Here is a 24,018-nt window from a genome sequence, read left to right as displayed (position 1 = left end):
GCTTTGCAGGTCGAACCGCGGATTGGACTCGGGAATGCGGCAGGGCAGCAGGTAAAACCGGGATACCAAACTGATACCGCACAAAAGCTGCGGCTTTTACCTGTGCCGCCTAGTGTCTGCGCCACGACGAGGCGCCACGAGGATCGCCCCGCGAACGCAGACAGGAAGCCGCCATGCCCATCCAATCGCCCCACTTCGGCCGTCCCGGCCTGTACCGCCTTGCCGCCCGCACCCCGAGCCCCTCCGCCGGGCTGGTCGCGCGCGGCCGGGCCGCCAGCGCGCCGCAACGCGGCCGCGCCGCCGCCAGCCCCATGCAGGCCAGAACGCCACTGCCGGTCGCGCCGCCGCCGCTGTCGCCAGCCACGCCGGCTGCGCCGTCGGCATCGGCCGCGCAGTCGGCGCCGTCAATGCAGCCGCTGCCGGCGCGCGGCGAGCGCCGCGCCATCACGCCGGTCGGCCGGCCGGGCCGCGTGGCCGCGCCCGCGACTGCGGCCAGCAATGCCGACGCCTTCCACGCCGGCCGCGGCTGAAGCGCCCGTCGCTCAGCCCTGCGCCAGCCGCACCAGCGTGATGGCAAGCGGCGTGGTGATGGCGCCGAGCGCCGTCCCCAGCACGATGGCGCCGGCCACCGCGCCCTGCATGCGACCGAACTGCTGCGCCATCAAATACACATTGGAGCCGGTCGCCAGCGAGGTCATCAGCACCGCGACGGCGGTTTCCATCTCGCCCAGACCGGTGGCCAGCGCAATGCCCAGCGCCACCAGCGGCTGGGCCAGCAGCTTGAAGCCGGCGATCGCCAGCGACTGGCCCAGCGCCTCGCGCAGCCCGTATTCGACGATGCCCATGCCGAGCGCGATCAGCGACAGCGGCGCGGCGGCCTCGCCGATCATCGCCAGCGTGGCGTCGAGCGGCCGGGGCAGATCGAGCCGCGTGGTGCCGAACAGGCTGCCGAGCAGGATCGCCGCGACCAGCGGATTGGTCAGCACGCTCTTGACCACCTTGGCAAAGCCGGCCGGCGACACCGCGCCGTGGCGCGACCATTCGACCGACACCGTCACCAGCGTCCACAGCGTGAGCGAGTTGAACACCAGCACCAGCGCCACGCCGGGCAGCGCCGCATCGCCGAGCAGCACCCGCGCGAGCGGAATGCCGAGCATCACGTTGTTGGGAAACACGCCGCCCAGCGCAAACACCGACTGCGCCTCGCCGTCCAGGCCAAAGCCCTTCCAGGCCGCCAGCCGCGCCAGCGCAAACACCACGAACACGCTGCCGAAATAGGCCGCCAGCAGCCGGCCATCGACCGGCGGCAGCTTGGACAGCCCGGCCATCAGCCGGAACAGCAGCGCCGGCAGACCGATCGAGAACACGAAGCGCAGCAGCGTCCGGGCCATGTCGTCGCCCCAGCCCGACCAGCGCGCCAGACACCAGCCCAGCAGCACCAGCGCGAACAGCGGGAAGGCCAGCAGCAGGTTGTCGAGGAAGGCGGACATGCGCGCGGCCCGAAGCGAAAGGGCTGCCATTGCAGCACGGAGCGGCTGGCCGAAGCCCCTAGAATCGCGGCCTGCGCGCCGGGCGGTCCCTCGCTTTCGGCGCATTCCCTCCCCACCGAGCGTCGTTCCCGACGGTGTCAGCCCTGGCCTCCTCCCCCGCTCCGACCGATGACGATTTCCGCGCCGCGCGCGACGAACTGGCGCGCGCCATCGTCGGCGGGCTGGTGCTGCTCGGCTATTTCGGGCTGGTCGAGGCGACGGTCGGCTGGAGCGCGCTGTTCGGCCAGCTGGCCGGCGCCGGGCCGCTGCCGCTGCTGCTGGCCGTGGGCGGACTGGGCGGCAGCTATGCGCTGCGGGCGCTGCGGCTGGAGCAGCTACTGGCGCCGGTCGGCGCCGCCGCTGCCACCGGCGCCGCCGCTGCGGCTGCCACCGCTGCCGAGCCCGCGCCCGGCTTCCTCTGCCTGCTGCGCTGCCTGCTGCTGAACAACGCGGCCAACTGGCTGCTGCCGGCGCGCGCCGGCGATCTGGGCCTGCCGCTGCTGCTCAACCGCGAGGCCGGCCTGCCCCGGTCGCGCGGCCTGGGCGTGCTGCTGTGGCTGCGGCTGCTCGATCTGCAGGCGCTGGCCGGCATCGGCGGGCTGGCGTTTGCGCTCGGCGCCGAGGGCGTGGCGCGGCTCGGCGGCCTCGCTGCGCTGGCCGGCTCGGCCGTGGCGCCGGCGCTGATCCGCCGGCTCGCGCCGTGGCTGGCGCGGCGCGTGCCACGGCTTGAGGCGGCGCTGGCGCTGCTCGACCGGGCGCCGGCGGCGTTTGCGCGCGACATCGCACTCACCTGGCTGGCCTGGGGGCTCAAGCTCGTCGCACTCGGCGGCGCGCTGGCGCTGCTCGGCGACATCGGCCTGGGCGCCGGGCTGGCCGGCGCCATCGGCGGCGATCTTTCCACCGTGCTGCCGGTGCATGCGCCGCTCGGCGCCGGCAGTTTCGAGACCGGCGTGCTGCTGGGCCTCGCGCCGTTCGGCCACCCAGCCGCCGGTCTGCTCGGCGCCGCCGTGCAACTTCACCTGCTCATGCTGGCCGTGGCGCTCGCCGCCACCGGCGCCAGCCTGCTCATCCCTTCCCGGCTTTCCTCGCAAGAACACTCATGAATTCACCCGTCACCGGGCAAGCCGCGCCGGCGCTGTCCATCGTCATCCCGCTCTATCACGAGGCCGGCAATGTGCTGCCGCTGGTGGAGCGCGTGCATGCGGCCCTCGGCGATTACGCCGGGCCGTGGGAACTGATCCTCGTCAACGACGGCAGCCGCGACGCGACGCAGGCCGAGGCCGAACAGGCGCGCGCACGCTGGGGCGACCATGTGCGCCCGCTGGAGCTGGCGCGCAACCTCGGCCAGACCGCCGCCATGCAGGCCGGCATCGACGCGGCGCGCGGCGAACTCATCGCCACCCTCGACGGCGACTTGCAGAACGATCCGGCCGACATCCCCAAGATGGTTCGCGCCCTCATCGACCGCAAGCTCGACCTGCTCTGCGGCCGGCGCGCCAACCGCAAGGACGCGCTGCTGCTGCGCAAGATTCCGTCGCGCATCGCCAACCGGCTGATCGGCCGCATCACCGGCATCACCATCAGCGACTACGGCTGCTCGCTCAAGATCTACCGCGCGTCGATGATCAAGCGCGTGCGCCTCTACGGCGAGATGCACCGGCTGATCCCGGTCTGGGCGGCGATGGTCACCGCGCCGAGCCGCATCGGCGAGATCGACGTGGCCCACCACGCGCGCACCGTGGGCGAGAGCAAGTACGGCATCTCGCGCACCTTCCGCGTGGTGCTCGACCTGCTGACGGTGTTCTTCTTCATGCGCTTCCAGGCCCGGCCGGGGCATTTCTTTGGCGGGCTGGGGCTGTTCTTCGGCTTTGTCGGCGGGTCGATGATGACCTGGCTGGCGTTTGTGAAGCTGGTGCTCGGCGAGCCGATCGGCGGCCGGCCGATGTTCTTCACCGCGATGCTGCTGCTGATGTTCGCGGCGCAGTTCATCACCACCGGGCTGGTCGCCGAGATGCTGACGCGCGTGTTCCAGCCCACGCGGCCCACGCCGCTGACGGATGCGAGCCCGGTCGGCGAGCGCGCCGGCGGCTGGCATGTGCTGCCGGGCATGGCCGCGCCGGCCGATGCTGCCGCAGCCTCGGCCGGCCTTGCCGCAGCCAGCCCGGCGCCGGAGTCGCTGCGGTGAGCGCGATCTTCTCGACCGCCGAGCGCGGCCTGGGCGCGAGCCTGCCGCGCCGCATGCCGGTGTTCATCGGGCTACTGGTGTTTGCGCTTGCCGGCTTCTGGATCGGCAGCAGCCAGCAGCCGCTGTTCGACCTCGACGAAGGCGCATTCAGCGAGGCCACGCTGGAGATGCTGCGCAGCGGCAACTTCCTCGTCACCACGCTCGACGGCGCGCCGCGCTACGACAAGCCGATACTCAGCTACTGGTTGCAGGGCCTGTCGGTGAGCCTGTTCGGCGTGCATGAATTCGCGTTCCGGCTGCCGTCGATGATCGCGGCGACGCTGTGGATGTGGATCACCTTCGGCTTCGTGCGCGAGCGCGAGTCCTATCCCGAGGCGCCGTGGCTGGCAGCGGCGTCGCTGGCGCTCGGGCTGATCCCGGCGCTGATCGGCCATGCCGCCACCGCCGACGCCATCCTCAATCTGCTGCTGGCGGCCGCCGGGCTGGATTTGTGGCGGCATTTTGAAAGCGGCCGGCGCGCGCCGCTGCTGCGCGCCGCGCTGTGGATCGGCCTGGGCGTGCTGGCCAAGGGACCGATTGCGGTCATCGTGCCGGGGCTGGCCGGGCTGGTCTGGGCGCTGTGGGAGCGCCGGCCCTTCGTGTGGCTGCGCGCCGGCTTCGACTGGGCCGCGTGGCTGGTGGTGCTGGCGGTGGTGCTGCCCTGGGGCGTGGCCTGCTGGCTTGCCGACGACGGCGACTTCATCCGGCATTTCCTGTTCGACCACAACGTCAACCGCTACAGCCGCACGATGGAAGGCCACGGCGGCCACCTCTGGTACTACGTGGTCACGCTGCCGCTGATCGTGGCGCCGTTCACTTCGCTGCTGCCGGGCGCCTTCCGCCGCGCGCTGGCCGGCGATGCGCTCGACCGCTACTGCCTGAGCTGGTTTGCCGTGGTGTTGGCGCTGTTCTCGTTCTCGTCCACCCAGTTGCCGCATTACCTGCTGTACGGCTGCACGCCGCTGTTCGTGCTGTTCGGGCGGCAGGCGCTGCGGCTGCCCGGCAAGCTGGCGCTGCTGCTGCCGGGCTGGATCGTGCTGGCGGTGATTGCCAGCGTGCCGCTCTGGCTGCCGACGGTGGCGGCCAACACGCATCACACCTGGGATGCGGCGGTGCTGGCCGGCGCGCTCGATGCGGTGGGGCCGGGCTATGTGGCGGTGTCGCTGGCGGCGCTGGTGCTGGGCTTTGCGGCCTGGGCGTTTGCGCCGCTGAGCGGGCTGGTGGTGGTCGGCATCGCGATGCAGCTGGCGGTGTGGTTTGCGCTGGTGCCGGCGATCGCCAACGGCCAGCAGCAGCCCACGCGGCAGGCCGGGCTGCATGCGCGCGCCGCCGGCGCCACGGTGGTGAGCTATGCGACCAAGCTGCCCACTTTCAGCGTGTATCGCGGCGCGGCCACGCCGGCCCGGCTGCCCGCGCCGGGCGAATGGGCCTTCCTGCGCATCGATCGGCTCGCCGATCTGCAACGCGATCTCGGCCCGCAGGCGCGGCTCGCCGAGGAGTTCCGGCAAGGCGGCGTGCTGCTGATGCGGCGCGAGGCGGATGCGCCGGCCGCCCTCCCCGCCGCACCGGCCGACGCCAATGCCGCGCCGGCACCGACCGCCGCGCCGGCGCTGGCAGCACCCGCCGCCGCGCCCGCCCGCGCCGCCGAATGAACGCCTACCTCGCCGCCCTTGCGAGCCGCCATGAAGCGCGCCGCGCCGTGCTGCCGCCGGCCTGGGCGGCTGGCAGTGCAGCGCGCGAAGCCCTCGCGCTGGCCCTGGTCTGCGCCGTGCTGGCCGGCGGCATCACGCTCGGTGCCGGCTATCACGCCGGCTTCCATGTCATCAACGATGCGGCGCGGCCGCTGTCCGACCGCGCGCTCAGCCTGCTGACCTATTGCGGCGACACCGTGCCGGCGCTGCTGCTGCTGGCGCCGTTCGCGCATCGCTTCCGGCAGCTGGTGTGGTTTGCGGTGGTGGCGGCGCTGGTCGCCACGCTGTTCACGCACGGGCTCAAGCCCGTCATCAACCTGCCGCGCCCGCCGGCCGTGCTCGCCGCCGATGCCTTCCGGCTGGTCGGCTCGCCGTATCAGCGCGTGAGTTTTCCGTCGGGTCACAGCGTCACCGCCTTCGTGACGGCGGCGGTGCTGGCCTGGCATGTGCGCCAGCGCTGGCTGCGCGCGCTGCTGATGGGCGCGGCGGCGCTGGTGGCGCTAAGCCGGGTTGCGGTCGGTGCGCACTGGCCGGTCGACACGCTCGGTGGCGCGGCGCTCGGGTTGCTGGCCACGGCGGTCGCCGCGCGGCTGCTGCGGCGCTGGCAGGGCGGACTGGGCTTCTGGCCCTATCACTGCATCGTGCTGCTGCTGGCAGGCGTGTGCGGCTGGGCGCTGTGGCTCGGGCCGCCGTATGCGCTGGCCACGCCGCTGCTGCGGCTGCTGGCGGTCATCGGGCTGTTCTGCCTGCTGCGCGACTTCGTCTGGCAGCCGGCGCGCGCCGCCGCCAGCGCCAGCTGACGCCTCAAAACGAAACCGCCCGCAGCGCCCTCCCGCCGTGACGGGAGTTTGCTGCGGGCGGAATACCGCGTTGATCTGCTGCCCGCACCCGGCGCCAGCCGGGGCGAATGCAGCCTTGCGATCAGCGCTTCTCGCGGCTCGCGCGGCGACGCAGGAACAGCGCCGCGACACCCAGCCCGGCCAGCGCGATCGGCGCCGGTTCGGGCGTGGCGACGGCCGAGAACTGCGCCGTGACCGTGCCGTAGGGCAGCGTGGGTACGCCACCGGCCGAGCCGAGCGTGCCGCTGGCGATCACGTTGTAGGTACCGGCGCCCAGCCCGGAGTAGCTGAAGCCGTTGGCCGACGCATCCAGGTCGGCCACGGTGGTGTCGAGACCGCCGCTGAGGTTCCCGATGGTCAGGTAGTAGTAGGTCGTGGGATGGGCGCCGCCCGACACGCTGGACACCAGCGGCTGGATTTCGCCGGTGACGTCCCAGGTGCCGCTACCGAGCGTGAAGCTGCCGATGACGAAGCTGTTGAAGGACGAGAGGACTGGCGCCTGGAAGTAGTAGTCGTAGGTCTGTGCCTGCGCACTGCCGGCCGTGCCGGCCGCGAGCGCCAAGGCTGCGACGACATGTCTGAGATGCATTGCACTGCTCCTGGAGGACGAGAGGAAGGACTGCTGGCTCGAAGAATTGGCGTCCGGACCGGAAACCGCTCCCCGAGAGCTGCCAAGGCCATCTGGCAACCCATCTGGCGACCGCGCGACTCCACCGGCCAGCGTTGGTCAGCATGAGTCGAGTCTATGGATGCGACCTGTCCCGACAAGGCATTAGCGCACACACGTTCAAGATCAAGTCCTTGTTTTAACTAGGAATTTTTCTGAACACGAATAAGAAAAATGCCCTGTGAAATCGGTTTTCACCGATTTCACAGGGCAATCCGGAGCCGTGGTCAAGCCGGCGCGCGGCGCACTCCGGTCAGCGTTACATCGCGATGTGAAATCTTTCGCGTTTCACATCACGGAGCAGGCTTGGATTCGCGCGGGAACTGCGGGGTTCAGGCGCCCGGCTTGCGGCCGGCCAGAAAGGCCGCGATGGCCTCGCGCGCGGCCGGCTCGCCGAGCAGGCGCTCGAACAGCGCGCCTTCCTCGTCGATGCGCTCCAGCAGCGCTTCATGCGCCTTGCCGGCCGTGCCCTTGCCGCTGATGCCGCGCAGCAAGTCGCGCGTGGCGCGCACCGCCTCGGGCGGCAGCGCGACCAGCTTGGCGGCCTGGCGCAGCGCATAGGGCAGCAGCTCCTCGGGCGGCACCAGCCGGTTGACGAAGCCCATCTCCAGCGCCTCGTCCACGCCGAAGGGTTCGCCGAGCAGCAGCTTTTCGGCGGCGCGCTGATAGCCGGCGATGCGCGGCAGCAGCAGGCTCGATGCGGCTTCGGGGCACAGGCCCAGGCGCGCGAACGGCGTGGCGAACACCGCGTCGTCGGCGGCATAGACCAGATCGCAGTGCAGCAGCAGCGTGGTGCCGATGCCGACCGCCGGGCCGCGCACGGCCGCGACCATCGGCTTCTGGCAGCAGGCCAGGTTGCGGATGAATTGCAGCACCGGCGCCTCGCTGCCGCGCGGCGGATTGGCCTGGAAATCGGCCAGATCGTTGCCGGCGCAGAAGGCCTGGCCCTCGGCCGCGAACAGGATGGCGCGCACGTCCGGCTCGGCGGCGGCACGGTCGAAGGCCTCGTTCAGCTCCTCGTACATGGCGGCGGTGAGCGCGTTCTTCTTCTCGGGGCGGTTGAGCACGATGCGCAGCACGCCGGCTTCGATGTGGGTCAGGATCAGGGGCATGGCGGGTTCTTTCCTGAAGAAAACGGAAACGCCCGCGCGGTCCGGCCAGTCGGCCGGATGCGCAGGCGCTGGCGCCATTGTCCGCGCAGCACGGCCGGCGCGGAACGCGTTGCGATCAAGGACCGCGCCGCCCGCCGGGCGATGCAGCTGCCACCGGTCGCCGCCCGCCGGCCGATGCCGCCGCTACCAACCGCCGGCAGCAGCGGCCCGCCGCCGTCAGATCTTCCCGCTCACCACCAGCCCGATCCAGCGCGCCGTCGTGTCGAGCGTGCCGGAGTTGAAGCCGTAGGCCTTGGCCTCGGTGTTGAAGATGTTCTTGCCCAGCAGCGTCACGTTGAAGGCGCGGTCGCGCCGGCCGATGCCGATGCCCACGTCGGTCACGCCATAGGCGCCGATCCAGCCGTAGTCGGACAGCGTCACGTCGCTGTTGTAGCGGCTGACCCAGGCGTAGTTGGTATCGACGAACAGCTCGTTGGCGCCGGCCAGCGGCTGGCGGTAGTCGATGCCGAAATTGGCCGACAGCTTCGATGCGCCCGGCAAGGTGCGGCCGCTCAGATCGCGGTAGGCCGGCGCGCCGCTGTAGGCGTTCTCGGGCGGCTGCGGCGAGTTGGTGAACACCTTGTAGCGCGCATCGTTCCAGGCCGCCGCCAGCCGCAGCGTGGTGCGCGGAATGCCGCTGTAGAAGGCATCGACCTCCAGCCCGCGCGCCCGCACCTTGGGCGCATTGCCGGTCAGCGCGCTGTAGTAGGTGGTGCCGTCGTTGTTGAGCGCCGTGGTGTAGGCATCGACCACCTGGGCCTGCTGCTGGTAGTCGCGGATGTTGGCCTGGAACACGTCGGCCGCCAGCGTCAGCGTGCGGTCGAGCAGCGTCGACTTGAGGCCGATCTCGTACTGGTCCGACTTCTCGGGCCTGGTGGTGGCCGAGAAGTTGTTGAGGTACTGCACCACCGCCGCCTTCTCGGCATGCGCATAGCTCACATAGCCGGTCACCTCCTCGCTGAACTTCCAGCTCGGGCTGAAGGTGAAGGTGCGCTGGGTCTGGCGGAAGGGCTCGGCATTGGCGCGGTTGTAGAGCAGGCCGAGCTGGCTCTTGCGGATCGATTGCGCGTCGTACAGCTGGCGCTTTTGCGCATTGCTGAGCGCCGCCCACGAGGCCACGCCAAAGTACTTGAGCGCCGCCGCATTGGCCTGGGCATTGGCCTGCGCCAGCCGGCTGCCGCCGAGCGTGCTGGTGGTCAGCGCCGAGGTGCCCGGCGCCACCACCACCGCGCCCGGCGTGCCGGCCTTCACCACGCTGCCGTCGAGCACGCTGACCGCCGACGTGCCCGAGTTGTAGTACGAGTCGAAGCCGCCGAGCGCCACGCCCGAGCTGGCGATGGACGGATTCAGCTCCGGCGCAAAGCCGTTGTCGGCGATGCCCACGTAATTGCTGCCGCGCCGGTTCTCGAAGGTGAGACGGCCGCCCACATTGAGCGTCAGCGGATCGCTGACCTGCCACTTGAGGTTGCCGAAGATGGCCGGCGCCTTGTTCACGCTGGTGGCCGTGCCCGAGCGCCGCAGCCGCTCCAGCGAATTGGTCAGCAGATAGCGCCCGGCCGCATCGGCATCGAGCCGCGAGTACTGGCCCGCGTTGGCAAACCAGGCGCCCGCATCCGAGCCCCAGCCGGTCTTCGAATCGACGTAATGCCGGTTGCGGATGAAGAACAGCCCGGCCGTGCCGTCGAGATCGTCGGTGAGCGCCGACGTGAGCTTGAGTTCCTGCGTGATCTGCGCATAGCGCACGCCGCCGCCGCCCTGGGTCGAGATGTCGAACGGCGTGCCCTCGTCGTTGCGCGCGTCGAAGTAAAGATCGCGCCAGGCGCTGATCGAGGTGAGTTTTGTGCTGTCGCTCAGCTGCCAGTTGAGCTGGGCCGACAGGCCGCGCGTGCCGGTCTGCAAGGCGCGCTGCTCATCCTGGTTCTGGGTGCCGGTGTCGTAGTTGAGATAGCCGCCCGCATAGCTGTAGCTGCCCAGCTGGCCAAACCAGCGCCGGCCCAGCCGCGTGCCCGCATCGTTGGCCAGATTGACCGGCGTGCCGTTGGAATAGGTGGCCGGCGGCCGGTGGAAGAAGTTGAGCCCGTTGTCGTTCTGGAAGGTGCGCGGCTGAAGGTCGGCGATGAAGCGCGCCGAGAAATCGCTGCTGGGCTGGAGCAGGAACTGGAGCTTGCCCGACAGCTTGTTGCGGTCGGTGTAGCTGCTGTCGCCGGCGTCGTAGGTGTTGAAGTACTCGCCGCGCCGCTTGCTGATGTAGAAGGTGCCGCGCCAGGCCAGCAGATCGTCGATGACCGGGCCGCCGAGCGCCGCCGTGGCAAACAGCGCATCGCGCTGGCCGAGCCGGATCGAGCCCTCCGCGCTCGGCGTGAACGACGGCGCGCGGGTGGTGATGTTGACCCCGCCGATGCTCGCGTTCTTGCCGCCGAACGTGCCCTGCGGCCCGCGCTTCACCTCCACCGAATCGATGTCGACAAAGTCCCAGGACGCGAGGCCCGAATAGGCATAGGGCACGCCGTCGATCGTGATGACCACGTTCGGGTCCTGCGCCTCGGACGAGCCCTTGCGGCCGATGCCGCGAATCGACAGGTCGGCGCTGCGCGCATTGCTGCTGTTCTGCCGCGTGACATTGGCGGCGCGCCGGGTGATGTCGCGCATCGAATCGGCGCCGAGCCGCTCCAGCTCCTCGCCCGCCACCACCGAGCTGGACGCCGGCACCTCCTTGAGCGCGGCCAGCCGGTTGCGGCCGCGCACGGTCACGGCCTGGAGCGCGGGCGCATCGCCACCGGCGGCAGCCGGCGCGCCTGCCGCAGCACCGGCCGCGCCGGCGGCCTCGGCGCTGCCGGCGGCCTGGGCCGATACCGCGCCCGCCGTGGCCGCGCCGGCATCGCTGCCGCGCGCCTGCAACTCGCGCGTGAGCCGGGCAGCCTCGGCCTCAAGCCGGCGCGACTCGGCATTCACGCGGTCGAGCGCGGCCTTGAGTTGTTCGGACGAAGCAGCGTCGGCCGCCTGCGCGACCGGCATCGCCGCCAGACCGGCGGCAATCAGCAATGCCAGGGGAGAAAGACGAAAGGGCGCGAAATAAGACACGGAAAGCTCCTTGAGAACTTTGAGCCCCAAGGCAACGCCCATGCCATTTGCCGACGAATTGCGCGCAGCAGCGAATTGCGGCGGTTTTGCCGCATTGAGCCAGCAAATTGCATTGCTGGCGGAAATACCGATGGATGGGATTGGGCCGGATAACCCATTTCTGAAACATGAAGTTGCGAAATACCGCGCAACATTTCGGAAGCGTTTGCTGGGAAACAGTCATGCGGCACCGGGGCGATTAGTTATTGCCTAGAGGCATGAATTTGCTGGGGTTTTTTGCGGTTGATTGGTATTGGCGGTGGGGTGGTGGCTATGGTTGTGATGGATATAGGCGGGGGTTGATGGCTTTGGGCAGTGCGGCATGGGGATTGCTGGCAATTGCCGTTTTGGCTGGAATTGCGGGGTTGGCAGCAGGGGGCTTTGGGGATTTGGATGTGGCTGGCGATTCAATTGCAATGTGACTATTGGCACGAATTGCGGGGGATTGGCGGGTGGAATTGCGGAGGTTGCAATTCGCGGCGGTCGCGGCAATGCCGCGACTGCAAATCCGCAGTGGGAATTGGCGGCGCGATGCCGTCCCGGCATCGCGCGGGCCGGCTCCGCCGGCCCCTTGAGGCCCTCCGGGCCTACTTGGCTGGGCTCACGGACCTCAGGGCCAGCCGGAAGCCGCCGCCGCTCCAGCGGAAGTCGCGGCGGGCGCGGAGGCGGGAGGCCGACCGGGCGATGCCGGGCGGGAGGTTCCACGCGCCGCCGCGCAGGGCGCGGCCCTCTCCTTCCTCTCGATCCTCCGGATCGAACTCCGTCTCCAGGCGGTACTGCCTTGGTCCTCCTGCGCTCCACTCCCACACGTTTCCATGCACGTCGTACAAGCCCCACGGGTTCGCTTCGTACTTCCTCACTTCCGTCGTGCCTCCCTGTTCCCTGTTCCAGTTCGCACGGCCTGCCTCCGCTTCGTCTCCCCACCAGTACGCTGTTTGGCTTCCAGCCCTCGCCGCGTATTCCCATTGCGCTTCGCTCGGCAACCCTCCTTCCACTCCCTCCGGCAGGTGTTCCTTCAGCTTCCCCAGAAATCCCTGAACGTCGTCCCAGCTCACTTGCTCCACCGGACGCCTCGCCGCCTCCGGCCCCTCCTTGAACTCGCTCGGGTTGCCTCCCGTCACCGCCTCCCACAGCTCTTGCGTGCACGGCGTGTCCGCTAGCCAGTAGCCGCTCGTCAGTTCCACCCGGTGGCGCGGCGATTCATCACCTGTGAACTTCTTTAGTTGCTCATCCAGCCGCGCGCGCTCCTCGTCCGGCGAGCCCATCCAGAAGCCGCCCGGCTCGATCCAGCGAAACCGCTGCACGACCGCGCCGACGCGCAGATCGGCGAACAGGCCGTGGCGGTCGTCGCCCCAGCCGCTGGCCCACACCGGCGGGAAGTCGGCCGGTGCGCGTTGGCTGTCGGCGGGGTCAGTCCACATGGCGCGGTCCGGTGAGCCTGGCCGGGTTCCCGGGGGACGTTCGGCGCGGGCCGCTGCCCGGCCATTTGCCTACCAGCCCCCCGGGGCCCTTGCGCTTTGCCGAGCCGATGGCCCGGACCAGGTGCCGCCTGGTCCGGCGCGCCGATCCGGGCGCGCATAAGCTCAGGGCAAGCCGGAAGCCGTTGTCGTTCCAGCGGTTGTCGCGGTGGTTGTGGTTGCGCAGGCCGGCAAAATCGGCGTCGGACAGCAGTTGCTTGTGGTCGACCTGAGCAGCGCCGGACCGGCCGGCGCCGCCCTTGCCACCCGGCGCGCGCAAGGTCGGCGGCAGCAGTGCCGGGCCGTGCGCCACCTCAACGCACACGGCCCAGAACGACTCGGCACCGTCGGCGACGAATGCGCGCCGCAATGCCAGCACGCGCGCGGCGGCGAGAGAGGCGTTGAGCTCGGATTGCGCCGGCTCGGGGCGTAGCGCGGGGATCGCGAAGTGGTGGATGGTCACGGCTTGTTGGGGCGTGAGTTCTTCTCGGGCTTGTGGACGGGTTTTTCGACGGCGGCTCCTCCAGCCCCCAAAACCGGCCCCTCCGAGGCCACCTGCCGGGCTGGGCTCATGCACCTCAGGGCAAGTCGGAAGCCGAAGCCGTACCAGCGGTAGCCGCGGTGGTCGCCGCTGCGGCAGGCCGACCGGGCACTGCCGGGCGGCCCGCCCCATGCGCCGCCGCGCAAAGCGCGGCTCTTCACTTCTTGTTCTTGTCGATCCTCCGGATCGGACTCCGTCTCCAGTCCGTACTCCCTTGCTCCTCCCGCGCACCACTCCCACACATTTCCATGCACGTCGTACAGACCCCACGGATTCGCCTCGTACTTCTTCACTTCCGTCGTGCCCTCCTGCTCACCGTTCCAGTTCGCTCGGCCCGACTCCTCTTCGTCCCCCCACCAGTACGCCGTCTCGCTTCCCGCTCTCGCCGCGTACTCCCATTGCGCTTCGCTTGGCAGTGCACCTTCCACTCCCTCCGGCAGGTGCTCCTTCAACTTCCCCAGAAAATCCTGCACATCATCCCAGCTCACCTGCTCCACCGGTCGCCTCGCCGCGTCGGCTCCCTCCTTAAACTCGCTCGGGTTGCCTCCCGTCAGCGCCTCCCACAGCTCCTGCGTGCACGGCGTGTCCGCTAGCCAGTAACCCCGCGTCAGTTGCACCTCATGCTGCGGATGTTCGTCGTCATCGCCCACGCCATCCGGCGAGCCCATCCAGAAGCCGCCCGGCTCGATGAAGCGGAAGCGCTGGTCGATGCCGGCTAGGGTGAGGCCCATGTAAAGGCCGTAAACGTCATGGCCGAATGCCGGCGCGGCGCGCTTGTCGATGCGCAGCAAGTCGCCGCCAGTCGCATCCAGTGTCAGCGCCTCGCCCCAAGGCGCACTGAAGTGGAATCGCAAGCCGCCCGCCCCGGCGGAAAAGCCGTCGGCCCAGGACGGCCGCCGCACCGCGCCGAGCACCACCTCGCGACCGGGTGCGCGCAAACGCACCACCGCCCCCTTCACCCGGGAAAGATTCGTCAACTCGATCGGCTCACGGCCGGCAAGCCGGTGTTGCCGTACAACACCGGCAACCTCGACCTGCATGACTACACCCTCGCCACCCTGAAGGGGCAGACGGACCAGCCTTCGCCCGTGCCTTGGCAAAGAGATCGATCCAGCGCCTGCTACCTCGCGCGCGATCCGTTCGGGTGGAACAGCAAGCAGCTTTGCGCCCTGCTGCCTCAAATACCAGGACTGACGCGCGCCCCCTTCATCGGAAGGCAAAGACGGCAGCACCACCTCGCCGTACACCGCAACCGCACCACCACGCCGAAGGGCTGCTTCATTGACCAGTCCGCTGAGCACGCCAAACTCAGCTGCATACGTTTCGAGCAACCGACGCGGCGCATCCGACAACAGCAGGGCAAAACCTGCGCCTAGCGGATCTCGTTGCTCGGCCGAAACTGCGCGCAAACGTGCGGGCCAGTCCTCAGTGAGGAAATGGCGCGCCAGTGTCAGCTCCGCCTCGAACTGCGTCCGCGCGCCATCACCCAGTTCGTACCAGAGCGCTGCATCGTTGAGCGGCAGCGCGAGTTGCTCGGCGCGCAGCACAGCCATGTGCTCGTCGGCTTCCGACAGGTCCGCTTGCATCAACCGGCGCAACCGATGCGCCTGCCAGCGCAGCCGGGCTGGGAGCCAGCGCAAATCGGCCTCGGCTGCCGGCATGGCATTCGGCGCCAGTCGCGTGTCGCACAGGTTGAGCTTCTCGACCATCGGGTGGTTCCAGACCTGCCACGCCAGCGCTGCACCGGCCTTGCCCGCCACCAGCGTGGCCAGTGATCGCAGCAGCGGAAAACTCACCTCACCGCATTGCGCAAGCAGCGCCAGCAGGCTCGCCACCGCACGGTCATCCGCCGCCGTGGCGGCTTGCCAGTGGAGCAAGTGGCAGGCCGCTCTGCCGGCGGCCGGCAAGGCATTCGCACGCAAAGGCAGGGCAAGCACCTGCGTGCCAGCTTTTGCCCGTGCACGCAGCCAGCCCTCAAACGCGGCGTGGCGCACGGCGTCAGCTGCGCCGAAATCACTGATCGCCAACACCGACCTGTCCTGCAGGTCACGCCATGCAAGCGGCTTTTGCCTGATCTTGTCCCGCACCCATGCATGCGGCGGCAGCTTCGGGTCATTGCAGAACTCGGCCACCTGCACTGCGCGAATACCGATCACGCGGCGCACGCGAGAAACAAGTTCGACGATCTCGCGCCACAGCGGTACGAGGCTCGTGCTGCGCAGGTCGAGCAGCAGCGTCAGTTCGCCTGGCCAGCGGCGGGAAGACTGACGCGGCAGCGGCAGCAGATCGCTGCCGCGCGCCAAACGCTCAACCGCGCGCCGCCAGTCCACCGACCGTCGCCAGTGCTCCTGCGTCGAGCGATCCAGCGCTGCCTTCAAAGGCTCGCGCAGCACCGCCCAGAGCCGATCCCCGTCTTCGCGCGTGCCGCGCTCAATAGCTGCTTGGGCGTCGCTGCCGCTGGGACGAGGCTCGGGCGGGACCGCTGGCCGCGCTACGGGCTCGCCCGGCACCGCAGGAAAGTCGCGAGGAATTTCGGTGGCCGAATCCTTCACCACCGCCCACTCCTGCGGCATTCGCAAGGGAGGTCTGGTTTTGACCGGACTGTCGGGAACGGTCGGCAGCAGCACACGCGATGACGGCGGCGAGACTGGTGGCCGCTCTGGCTCGAGACGAAAGCCCGGCGCTTCGGCATCGGGACTGCCCGGTAGCGCGAACCAGTCAAGCGAACCCAACTGCAAGGCATCGAGCAAATCGGCGCGCGAAATCGGGCCGCGCGCGACGCGTTGCGCTCTGCCTGACGATTCAGCCCTCAGGCGGGCGTTGCTGGTTTTGCTCACGATGCTTTACCAGTGCATAAGCTGACAATTCCCGAAGCAGCACGACCGCGCGCACAACATCGCCCGACGACAAGCGCAACAAGCCGTAGAGCAGATCAAGGTACTCGGCGAGGCCCACGGTCGGCAGACCGTCATGCAAAGCAGTTTGCCGGTCGGCCCAGGTTTGGACGGCCGCGAGTTCGAGCACCGTGGCCGGCTTGGCTTGCGCCGCATCTCCCTCCGGCACAGCGGCAGCGACATCGAACACACGCAAAGGCCGATGCGCACGCGCCCGGTCAACGAGCCATTGCACGAAATCCTGCCGTGTGTTCGACGCCGGCTTCACGTTCAACGCCATGCAGCGGCGCACAAAGGCAGCCGGCAATTCACGGTCCTCATTGGTTGTGACGATCACAAGCGGGTAATGGCTTTCGCAGGACACCTGTTTGGAGAGCCACGGCACTTTGAAACTGCGGTTGCCAAGCACGTCAAGCAATGCATTAGGCACGTCCGCATCCGCCTTGTCGATTTCGTCGATCAGCACGACGGAACGAGGCCACTCGGCAGGGCGAGGGCGCCCTTCACCGTCTACCGGAACCGGAGCCTTCATTGCAGACCAAATAGCTCCCTCTGAGCTGAATTCACTCGGATCGAGTTCTGTTTTCAGCCAGTCAACTAGCTTGTCAGGATTGACATCCACCGAGCGGATTGCGCCAATCGTCTGAGCATGCGCCAAACGCCGCACCACGTCTTCGCGGTATTTGAGGTCACTCGCTTCAAAGCGCGGGTGAATGACTTCGACGAAAAGCGGCACGCCAAATAGATGCGCAGCTGCACGCGCAATCTGGCTCTTTCCGCTCCCAGCCTCACCACGCACAAGCAGCGGACGCAAACTCGCCCAAGCAAGCGTAAGCGCACGGGTTTCATCAGCGCCCCAAGCATGCCAAGCCTGCGGGAATCGGTCATCCTCAGGCAATTCCTCAATGGATCCTGAAGCAAGGGCGAAGCAGTCGAAAACCCCGGGGAATATCGCTGAATTCTTCATTGTGCAGGACTCATAGCACTCTCCAATGTATCGACAACATTTGCCATACCATCTTCCGAATTCGCTGAAAGCAGCGCGTAAAACAGGCGGCTATCGTCATACAACTTTTCCTGACTCATATTGAGCCTGACCAAAAGAACTCGCTTACGACCGGTACTCTTAGAAAAATCAAGTTCAGCATACACCTCAGCCATAGCCCAACCACTGACGAAATAATTTTTGCTGAGAACAGCGAGCACAAATTTTGATGCTTTCAACCCTTTATCAATTCCCTGAGCGACATCATCACCATTTTTTAACTGCTCTTTCGCATACCAGATTATCCGCCCTCTCTTCCTTAACTCAGCCACCAGATCATCAACGAATGATTTGCAATCCTTTGATGCGTGGCTGACAAACAAGTCGTACACCATATCCCTGGATGCAGCTTGCGATGAACTTTGCAGACCAGATTTTCCCTTCGAATTGTTGACAGCACGGGCAGTGTGAATTCCACCGACGACCCATCTAATTCTCGATGCTAAATCCGCGCTTGAAAGTCGAACACTCTGCAAGAAAATCGACGCCATGCCCTCATCGGCGGGCCGGATGACAATTGAATTGATAGCTCTGGCCACGCCCATGGCTATGGTGGCAGCCTGCCCAGAAGAGGGTTGAGCTGCCGCGCTCAATCGCAAGTGCACAGTGCCAGCACGCCCCGCCTCGCGGGCATTGAAAAACATAGTTCTTAGATCCGCAATTGCATCAGAATCGAGAGCACTTAGAGTAGTTCTATTTTTACCAGACCGATCCGCAAAAATATTGTACAGCGCAACGAGTATTATATTTTCAAACCCGCCTTTTGCCGGAACATCAACTACAAAAGCATCTTTGAAAACAGCAGCCTGATCAGACACACGAATATTCAAACCCAGCACCCCGGCCACCACAATCGCCGACAACAATTCGCTTTCCGCATGGCTTGCGTGAACATAGGATCCGTTGTTATACCCCGCATCTCCTACATCACTTAAACTCGCTCGAACTAGATTTTCGTCGACGCATCGTTTTGCAGCGTAGACAAGAAGAAATTCTATCCAGCAAAGTTCATGCTCGGATATGACCCGAACATCATGTTGATTCTCTGGCGCGACCAATTGACACAACATCCAGAATAAAACTTCAACCCTGGCATCCGGCATATCAGCAAAGCATCGCGCAACGATCTCTACTTCAGAGAGATTTCTGATACACACGCCGGGAAGTTTTTCCGAGATCAAATCTATTAGCTGTGCGACGAATGGCCCGGCGAACCTTTGCTTTGCCTGAATTCCTCCAAGTTGTTTCAGCAAGTCGTTGTAATAAGCATCGCGATTAAAAGCCATCTCAGCCTCAAACTAATGTTGACGCCAGATATGTTATCGATCGCGATGCTGCTGCACGCGAATTAGGTGCCCGATGTCCGGAGGCTGTTCACACCGCCTCAAACAGCCCCGCCGCCCCCATCCCCGTCCCAATGCACATCGTCACCATCGAGTACCTGGCCCCCGTCCGCCGCATCCCATGAATCGCGGTCGCACTCCGAATCGCGCCAGTAGCCCCCAACGGATGCCCCAACGCAATCGCCCCCCCATTCGGATTTACCTTCACCGGATCGAGCCCAAGCTCCCGGATCACCGCCAGCGACTGCGCAGCAAACGCCTCATTCAGCTCAATCCAGCCAACGTCACCCAGCGCCACGCCCGCCCGCTCCAGCACCGCCGGAATCGCCACCTTCGGCCCGATCCCCATCACCTCCGGCGGCACGCCGCGCACCGCAAACCCGGCCCAGCGCGCCAGCGGCACCAGACCAAAGCGCTTGAGCGTGGCCTCGTTCACCAGCACCAGCGCGCCCGCGCCGTCCGAGGTCTGCGAGCTGTTGCCGGCGGTCACGCTGCCAAAGCCGGTCGCGCGGCCGCTCGGGTCCTTGGGCGCGGCAAACGCCGGCCGCAGCCGCGCCAGCGCTTCGAGCGAGGTGTCGGCGCGCGGGCCTTCGTCCACGCCGGCGAGGCGGCGCCGCACCTCGGTCTCGGCCGTGCCGAGCCGCGCAAAGGTCTCCGCAATCTCGAACGGCGCGATCTCGTCGGCAAAGCCGCCGCTAGCAATCGCCGCGATCGCGCGCCGGTGCGACTCGACCGCAAACGCGTCCTGATCCTCGCGGCTCACCTTCCATTGCTGGGCCACCTTCTCGGCGGTCAGGCCCATGCCCCAGGCGATGGCCGCGTTCTCGCCGGCGCCGGCAAAGATGGCCGGGTTGAACGACGGCTTGCCACCGCCCATCGGCACCATCGACATGCTTTCCACGCCGGCGGCAATCATCACCTCGGCCTCGCCGGTGCGGATGCGGTCGGCGGCGATCTGCACCGCCGTCAGGCCCGAGGCGCAGAAGCGGTTGACCGTGGCGCCGGCCACGCTGCTGGGCAGGCCGGCCAGCAGCGCGGCCACGCGCGCCACGTTCAGCCCCTGCTCGCCCTCGGGGAAGGAGCAGCCGACGATCATGTCGTCGATGGTCGCGGGGTCGAGCGCCGGCACCTTGGCCAGCGCGGCGCGCACCGCGTGGATGAGCAGATCGTCGGGCCGGGTGTTGCGGAACATGCCGCGCGGTGCCTTGCCGATGGGCGTGCGCACGGCGGCAACGACGTAGGCGTCCTGGAGTTGCTGGGTCATCTTCGTTTCCTCGTTCAGTTGCGCACCGGCTTGCCGCCGTTCAGCAAGCTCATGATCCGTTCCTGCGTTTTTGCATTGCCCAGCAGGCGCCCGAAATGCTTGCGCTCCAGCGCCAGCAGCGTGGCCTCGTCCACCGGCGAGCCGGCCTCGACCGCGCCGCCGCACATCACCTCGGCGATGGTGGCGGCGAGCTGTTCGTCATAGGCGGTGATGAGCCCGCCGTCGCGCAGGTTGACGAGCTGGGCGCGGATGGTCGCCAGCACCGAGCGGCCGGCCGCCGCAAACGTGCGGCCCGGCAGCGGCGGGCGGTAGCCGGCGCCATGCAGACCGCGCGCGGTCTCGATGGCGGACGACAGCAGCTCGTGGATGTTGAGCACGATGGGATCGTCGGGCAGCAGATAGCCGAGCTTGCGGCTCTCCAGCGCCGAGGTGCCGACGCTGGCCATCGCCACGCCAGTGAAGAAGTGCTTGAGCACCGGCAGCGGATCGCCGCCCTCGGGCGTCAGCTCGGCGGCGCGCCGCGCCAAGTAGGTGCTGCCACCGCCGCCCGGCAGCAGGCCGACGCCGATCTCCACCAGCCCGACGTAGCTCTCCAGATGCGCCACGCGCTTGGCGCAATGCACGGCCAGCTCGCAGCCGCCGCCCAGCACGATGCCGGCGAGCGCCGCGACCGTCGGCACGCTGGCGTAGCGCATGCGCAGGAACACGTCCTGAAGCGCCTTCTGCGCCGGCTCGATGCCGGCCGGGCCCTTGGCCATGAAGGCCGGCAGCATCGCCTGCAAGTCGGCGCCGGCCGAGAACGGCCCGCCCGTGAGGCTGGCCGGCTGCCAGATGACGAGGCCCTTGTAATTGGCCTCGGCCAGGTCCAGCCCCTTGTGCAGCCCGGCGATCACGCCCGGGCCGATGGTGTTCATCTTGGTCTTGAACGAGGCGATCAGCACCTCGTCGCGGCCGGCGCCGTCGGCCTGCCACAGACGGATCGACTCGTCCTCGAAGACGGTGACGCCGGCCGTGCGCGGGTCGGCGCTGCCGTCGCCGGCAAGGCTAGCGCGGAAGATCTGGCGCCCGTACACCGGCAGCTCGCGCGGCTGCACATAGCGGTTCTCGGCCGCCGACCATGAGCCTTCGGCACCGTGGGCGGCGTCGATCTCGCCGACCCAGGCCGGCAGCGGCGCGTCGCTCAATGCCTTGCCGGCGGCGATGTCCTCGGCGATCCAGCCGGCAATCTGCTTCCAGCCGGCGTTCTGCCAGGTCTCGAACGGGCCTTCGCTCCAGCCGAAGCCGAAGCGGATCGCGAGGTCAACTTCGCGCGTGCTGTTGGCGATGCTGGCCAGATGCACGGCGATGTAATGCCAGGTGTCGCGGAACACGCTCCACAGAAACTGCGCCTGCGGATTGGTCGAGTCGCGCAGCAGCTTGAAGCGCTCGGGCGCGGGCTTCTTGAGGATGCGGCCGACGATGTCGTCGGCCTTGCCGCCGGCCGCCACGTATTCGCCCTTGGCCGGGTCGAGCCGCAGGATCGCCTTGCCGTCCTTGCGGTAGAAGCCGGCGCCGGTCTTCTGGCCGAGCGCGCCTTTCTCGATGAGCGCCTTGAGCACCAGCGGCGTGCCGAAATGGGCGCGGAACGGATCGTCGGGCAGGCCGCGTTCCATCGTCGCGATCACATGCGCGAGCGTGTCGAGCCCGACCACGTCGGCGGTGCGGAAGGTGCCCGACTTGGCGCGGCCGAGCTTGCTGCCGGTCAGGTCGTCGATCACGTCGAAGCCAAGCCCCAGCCGCGCCGCGTGATGGAAGGCCGACAGGATGCTGAACACGCCCACGCGGTTGCCCACGAAATTGGGCGTGTCCTTCGCATGCACCACGCCCTTGCCGAGCGTGTGCGTGAGGAAGCTTTCCAGCGCGTCGAGGATGGCCGGCTCGGTCGCGGGCAGCGCGATCAGCTCGGCCAGATGCATGTAGCGCGGCGGGTTGAAGAAGTGCACGCCGACAAAGCGCCGCGCGAGTTCCTCGGCAAAGCCTTCGCTGAGTGCGGCGAGCGGCAGGCCCGAGGTGTTGGTGGCAAAGATCGCGTCGGGCGCGAGATGCGGCGCCACCTTGTCGTAGAGCGCGCGCTTCCAGTCGAGCCGCTCGGCGATGGCCTCGATGACGAGGTCGCAGCCGGCGAGCTTTTGCAGGTCGGTCTCGTAGTTGGCCAGCTCGATCAGGCCGGCGTCGGCCGGGTCGGCAAAGGGCGCGGGCTTGAGCCTGGCCAGCGCCGCCACGGCCTTCTCGGCGATGGCGTTGGGCTTGCCTTCGGTCGGCAGGTCGAACAGCACGACCGGCACGCGCGCGTTGATGCAATGCGCCGCGATCTGCGCGCCCATGACGCCGGCGCCGAGCACCGCGACCTTGCGGATGTGGATGGACATGGATGGCTCCTGGATCAGAACAGCGCGGCGTCGAGCGCCATGAGGTTGTCGGCGCCCGAGCGCCCGGCGCGGATGAGCCCGGCGGTCTCGGGCAGCAGCCGCGCGAAGTAGAAGCGCGCGGTGGCGAGCTTGGCGGCATAGAACGGGTCGCCGCCGTCGGCCTTGGCCAGCGCCACCTTGGCCATGCGCGCAAACAGCCATGCAAAGGTCAGGTGGCCGACGATGCGCAGGTAGTCGCTGGCGGCGGCACCGGCTTCGTCGCGGTTGCCCATCGCCTTCATGGCGATTTCCATCGTCATCTTTTCCACCTTGCCGGCCAGATCCGCGAGCGGATTCACGAATTCCTGCATCGCCTCGTTCACGCCCTCTTCCTCGATAAAGCTCTTAACGAGATCGCCGAACTTGCGCAGCCGCGTGCCCATGTCGCCGAGCACCTTGCGGCCCAGCAGGTCGAGCGCCTGCACGCCGTTCGTGCCCTCGTAAATCATGTTGATGCGGGCGTCGCGCACGAACTGCTCCACGCCCCATTCATGGATGTAGCCGTGGCCGCCGAACACCTGCTGCGCCTGCGTGGTGGCGATGAAGCCGTTGTCGGTGACGAAGGCCTTGCACACCGGCGTGAGCAGCGCGACGAGGTCGGCGGCCTGCTTGCGCGCGTCCTCGTCGGGGTGGTGATGCTCGATGTCGATCTGCAGCGCGGTCCAGTAGAGCAGCGCGCGCGCGCCTTCGGTGTAGGCGCGCGCGGTGAGCAGCTGGCGGCGCACGTCGGGGTGGACGAGCAGCGTGTCGGCGGGCTGGTCGGGCTCGGCCGGGCCGGCGAGCGCGCGGCCCTGGCGGCGGTCCTTGGCGTAGGCGGCGGCGTTCTGGTAGGCCACTTCACCCAGGCCCAGCGACTGCACGCCGACCGCCACGCGGGCCGCATTCATCATCACGAACATGGCTTGCAGGCCGCGATTGGGCTCGCCGATGAGCCAGCCGCGCGCGTCCTCCAGCACCAGCTGGCAGGTGGCGTTGGCATGGATGCCCATCTTGTGTTCGATGCCGGCGCAGAAGATGGCGTTGCGCTCGCCGGGCGTGCCGTCGGCGGCCGGGATGAATTTGGGCACGAGGAACAGCGAGATGCCCTTGCTGCCCTCGGGCGCGTCGGGCAGGCGCGCCAGCACCAGATGGACGATGTTGGGCGTGAGGTCGTGCTCGCCGGCGCTGATGAAAATCTTGCTGCCGCTGATGGCGTAGCTGCCGTCGTCTCGCGGCGTGGCCTTGCTGCGCAGCAGGCCGAGGTCGGTGCCGCAGTGCGGCTCGGTCAGGCACATGGTGCCGAGCCATTCGCCGGTGACGAGCTTGGGCAGGTAGGCCGCCTTGAGCTCGTCACTGCCGTGGGCGTGCAGGCATTCGTAGGCGCCGTGGGTCAGGCCCGGATACATCAGCCAGGCCTGGTTGGCCGAGTTGCCCATCTCGAAGAAGGCAGTGTTGAGGACATAGGGCAGGCCTTGACCGCCGAAGTCCGGGTCGGCCGAGAGCGTGGGCCAGCCGGCGTCGCGGTATTGCGTGTAGGCGGCGACGAAGCCGGCGGGCGTGGTCACGCTGCGGGTCTCGCGGTCGTAGTGGCAGCCCTCGGCGTCGCCGGGCAGGTTGAGCGATTGCAGCAGCTGCTCGCAGAACTTGGCGCCCTCCTCCAGCACGGCATCGAGGGTGGCGCGGTCGGTGCCGGCGTGGGCGGGGAGTTCGGCGAGCACGGACTCGGTGGCGAGCACTTCGTGCAGCAGGAACTGCATGTCGCGGAGCGGGGCGCGGTAGCTGGGCATTGGGTTTCTCCGGTACGCGGCGGTGGGGCGGGAAGATGGG

The 24,018-nt window shown here is 67.9% G+C and carries 18 protein-coding genes; 6 read left to right on the top strand and 12 right to left on the bottom strand.

Going from position 1 to position 24,018, the window contains the following annotated elements; translation table 11 throughout:
* Positions 1–173: 173 nt before the first annotated feature.
* Positions 174–530 (top strand): hypothetical protein, encoded by a 357-nt coding sequence (locus B9P64_RS18920; protein WP_085317736.1) that lies wholly within the window; start codon positions 174–176, stop codon positions 528–530.
* A 12-nt stretch (positions 531–542) separates the two neighbouring features.
* Here the strand turns inward: B9P64_RS18920 and B9P64_RS18915 are convergent, their stop codons facing one another.
* The gene (locus tag B9P64_RS18915) at positions 543–1,490 is read right to left on the bottom strand and encodes an AEC family transporter (protein WP_085317735.1); all 948 of its coding nucleotides are present in this window, start codon (positions 1,488–1,490) and stop codon (positions 543–545) included.
* A 134-nt stretch (positions 1,491–1,624) separates the two neighbouring features.
* Between B9P64_RS18915 and B9P64_RS18910 the strand changes: the two genes are divergently transcribed.
* From B9P64_RS18910 to B9P64_RS18895, 4 genes are read left to right on the top strand one after another with little or no spacing between them, the layout of a single operon-like run.
* Positions 1,625–2,632, top strand: coding sequence for a lysylphosphatidylglycerol synthase domain-containing protein (locus B9P64_RS18910; protein ID WP_176256890.1), 1,008 nt, complete (start codon positions 1,625–1,627; stop codon positions 2,630–2,632).
* On the top strand, positions 2,629–3,714 hold the full coding sequence (locus B9P64_RS18905; protein WP_085317733.1) for a glycosyltransferase family 2 protein: 1,086 nt from the start codon (positions 2,629–2,631) through the stop codon (positions 3,712–3,714). The genes B9P64_RS18910 and B9P64_RS18905 overlap by 4 nt, the downstream gene beginning before the upstream one ends.
* Positions 3,711–5,405, top strand: a complete 1,695-nt coding sequence (locus B9P64_RS18900) for an ArnT family glycosyltransferase (protein ID WP_085317732.1) — start codon at positions 3,711–3,713, stop codon at positions 5,403–5,405. Before B9P64_RS18905 ends, B9P64_RS18900 begins: the two co-directional genes overlap by 4 nt.
* The gene (locus B9P64_RS18895) at positions 5,402–6,244 is read left to right on the top strand and encodes a phosphatase PAP2 family protein (protein ID WP_139826403.1); all 843 of its coding nucleotides are present in this window, start codon (positions 5,402–5,404) and stop codon (positions 6,242–6,244) included. The genes B9P64_RS18900 and B9P64_RS18895 overlap by 4 nt, the downstream gene beginning before the upstream one ends.
* Positions 6,245–6,365: 121 nt before the next feature.
* Here B9P64_RS18895 and B9P64_RS18890 read toward each other — a convergent pair whose 3' ends face one another.
* The 3 genes from B9P64_RS18890 to B9P64_RS18880 form a co-directional block, all read right to left on the bottom strand.
* Complete coding sequence (locus B9P64_RS18890) at positions 6,366–6,872, bottom strand: PEP-CTERM sorting domain-containing protein (RefSeq protein ID WP_085317730.1); 507 nt, start codon at positions 6,870–6,872, stop codon at positions 6,366–6,368.
* A gap of 410 nt (positions 6,873–7,282) precedes the next feature.
* A complete protein-coding gene (locus B9P64_RS18885; protein WP_085317729.1) occupies positions 7,283–8,062 on the bottom strand; it encodes an enoyl-CoA hydratase in 780 nt (259 codons plus the stop codon).
* 216 nt (positions 8,063–8,278) lie between these two features.
* On the bottom strand, positions 8,279–11,182 hold the full coding sequence (locus tag B9P64_RS18880; protein WP_139826402.1) for a TonB-dependent receptor: 2,904 nt from the start codon (positions 11,180–11,182) through the stop codon (positions 8,279–8,281).
* Positions 11,183–11,222: 40 nt separating this feature from the next.
* Between B9P64_RS18880 and B9P64_RS24625 the strand changes: the two genes are divergently transcribed.
* On the top strand, positions 11,223–11,435 hold the full coding sequence (locus B9P64_RS24625) for a hypothetical protein (protein ID WP_139826401.1): 213 nt from the start codon (positions 11,223–11,225) through the stop codon (positions 11,433–11,435).
* Positions 11,436–11,808: 373 nt separating this feature from the next.
* Here B9P64_RS24625 and B9P64_RS18875 read toward each other — a convergent pair whose 3' ends face one another.
* The 8 genes from B9P64_RS18875 to B9P64_RS18840 form a co-directional block, all read right to left on the bottom strand.
* On the bottom strand, positions 11,809–12,642 hold the full coding sequence (locus B9P64_RS18875; RefSeq protein ID WP_085317727.1) for a formylglycine-generating enzyme family protein: 834 nt from the start codon (positions 12,640–12,642) through the stop codon (positions 11,809–11,811).
* Positions 12,632–13,141 (bottom strand): hypothetical protein, encoded by a 510-nt coding sequence (locus B9P64_RS18870; protein ID WP_085317726.1) that lies wholly within the window; start codon positions 13,139–13,141, stop codon positions 12,632–12,634. Before B9P64_RS18870 ends, B9P64_RS18875 begins: the two co-directional genes overlap by 11 nt.
* Positions 13,138–16,056, bottom strand: coding sequence for a formylglycine-generating enzyme family protein (locus B9P64_RS24620; RefSeq protein WP_139826400.1), 2,919 nt, complete (start codon positions 16,054–16,056; stop codon positions 13,138–13,140). The genes B9P64_RS18870 and B9P64_RS24620 overlap by 4 nt, the downstream gene beginning before the upstream one ends.
* Entirely contained in the window at positions 16,022–17,080 is a 1,059-nt protein-coding gene (locus B9P64_RS18860; protein ID WP_085317725.1) for an AAA family ATPase, read from the bottom strand. The genes B9P64_RS24620 and B9P64_RS18860 overlap by 35 nt, the downstream gene beginning before the upstream one ends.
* Positions 17,077–18,444: a toll/interleukin-1 receptor domain-containing protein gene (locus tag B9P64_RS18855; protein WP_085317724.1), complete on the bottom strand. Its 1,368-nt coding sequence runs from the start codon at positions 18,442–18,444 to the stop codon at positions 17,077–17,079. The genes B9P64_RS18860 and B9P64_RS18855 overlap by 4 nt, the downstream gene beginning before the upstream one ends.
* A gap of 88 nt (positions 18,445–18,532) precedes the next feature.
* Entirely contained in the window at positions 18,533–19,765 is a 1,233-nt protein-coding gene (locus B9P64_RS18850; RefSeq protein ID WP_085317723.1) for an acetyl-CoA C-acyltransferase, read from the bottom strand.
* 14 nt (positions 19,766–19,779) lie between these two features.
* Positions 19,780–22,173 carry a 3-hydroxyacyl-CoA dehydrogenase/enoyl-CoA hydratase family protein gene (locus B9P64_RS18845; RefSeq protein WP_085317722.1) on the bottom strand — a complete coding sequence of 798 codons (2,394 nt, stop codon included), beginning with the start codon at positions 22,171–22,173 and terminating at the stop codon, positions 19,780–19,782.
* 14 nt (positions 22,174–22,187) lie between these two features.
* Positions 22,188–23,978: an acyl-CoA dehydrogenase C-terminal domain-containing protein gene (locus B9P64_RS18840; protein ID WP_085317721.1), complete on the bottom strand. Its 1,791-nt coding sequence runs from the start codon at positions 23,976–23,978 to the stop codon at positions 22,188–22,190.
* Positions 23,979–24,018 lie beyond the last annotated feature (40 nt).

This window comes from Derxia lacustris (assembly GCF_002105195.1).
In the GTDB taxonomy this organism is placed as follows: Bacteria; Pseudomonadota; Gammaproteobacteria; order Burkholderiales; family Burkholderiaceae_E; genus Derxia; species Derxia lacustris.
Note: the sequence above shows the minus strand (reverse complement) of the source record. Positions and strands in the feature narration are given on the sequence as shown.

Bases quoted from the DNA above. Each gene is read 5' to 3' on its own strand.
- B9P64_RS18860 (WP_085317725.1), bottom strand. From the start codon at position 17,080: ATGAAGAATTCAGCGATATTCCCCGGGGTTTTCGACTGCTTCGCCCTT.
- B9P64_RS18895 (WP_139826403.1), top strand. From the start codon at position 5,402: ATGAACGCCTACCTCGCCGCCCTTGCGAGCCGCCATGAAGCGCGCCGC.
- B9P64_RS18915 (WP_085317735.1), bottom strand. From the start codon at position 1,490: ATGTCCGCCTTCCTCGACAACCTGCTGCTGGCCTTCCCGCTGTTCGCG.
- B9P64_RS18845 (WP_085317722.1), bottom strand. From the start codon at position 22,173: ATGTCCATCCACATCCGCAAGGTCGCGGTGCTCGGCGCCGGCGTCATG.
- B9P64_RS18840 (WP_085317721.1), bottom strand. From the start codon at position 23,978: ATGCCCAGCTACCGCGCCCCGCTCCGCGACATGCAGTTCCTGCTGCAC.
- B9P64_RS18850 (WP_085317723.1), bottom strand. From the start codon at position 19,765: ATGACCCAGCAACTCCAGGACGCCTACGTCGTTGCCGCCGTGCGCACG.
- B9P64_RS18920 (WP_085317736.1), top strand. From the start codon at position 174: ATGCCCATCCAATCGCCCCACTTCGGCCGTCCCGGCCTGTACCGCCTT.
- B9P64_RS18890 (WP_085317730.1), bottom strand. From the start codon at position 6,872: ATGCATCTCAGACATGTCGTCGCAGCCTTGGCGCTCGCGGCCGGCACG.
- B9P64_RS18905 (WP_085317733.1), top strand. From the start codon at position 2,629: ATGAATTCACCCGTCACCGGGCAAGCCGCGCCGGCGCTGTCCATCGTC.
- B9P64_RS18855 (WP_085317724.1), bottom strand. From the start codon at position 18,444: ATGGCTTTTAATCGCGATGCTTATTACAACGACTTGCTGAAACAACTT.
- B9P64_RS18885 (WP_085317729.1), bottom strand. From the start codon at position 8,062: ATGCCCCTGATCCTGACCCACATCGAAGCCGGCGTGCTGCGCATCGTG.
- B9P64_RS24625 (WP_139826401.1), top strand. From the start codon at position 11,223: ATGCCATTTGCCGACGAATTGCGCGCAGCAGCGAATTGCGGCGGTTTT.
- B9P64_RS18875 (WP_085317727.1), bottom strand. From the start codon at position 12,642: ATGTGGACTGACCCCGCCGACAGCCAACGCGCACCGGCCGACTTCCCG.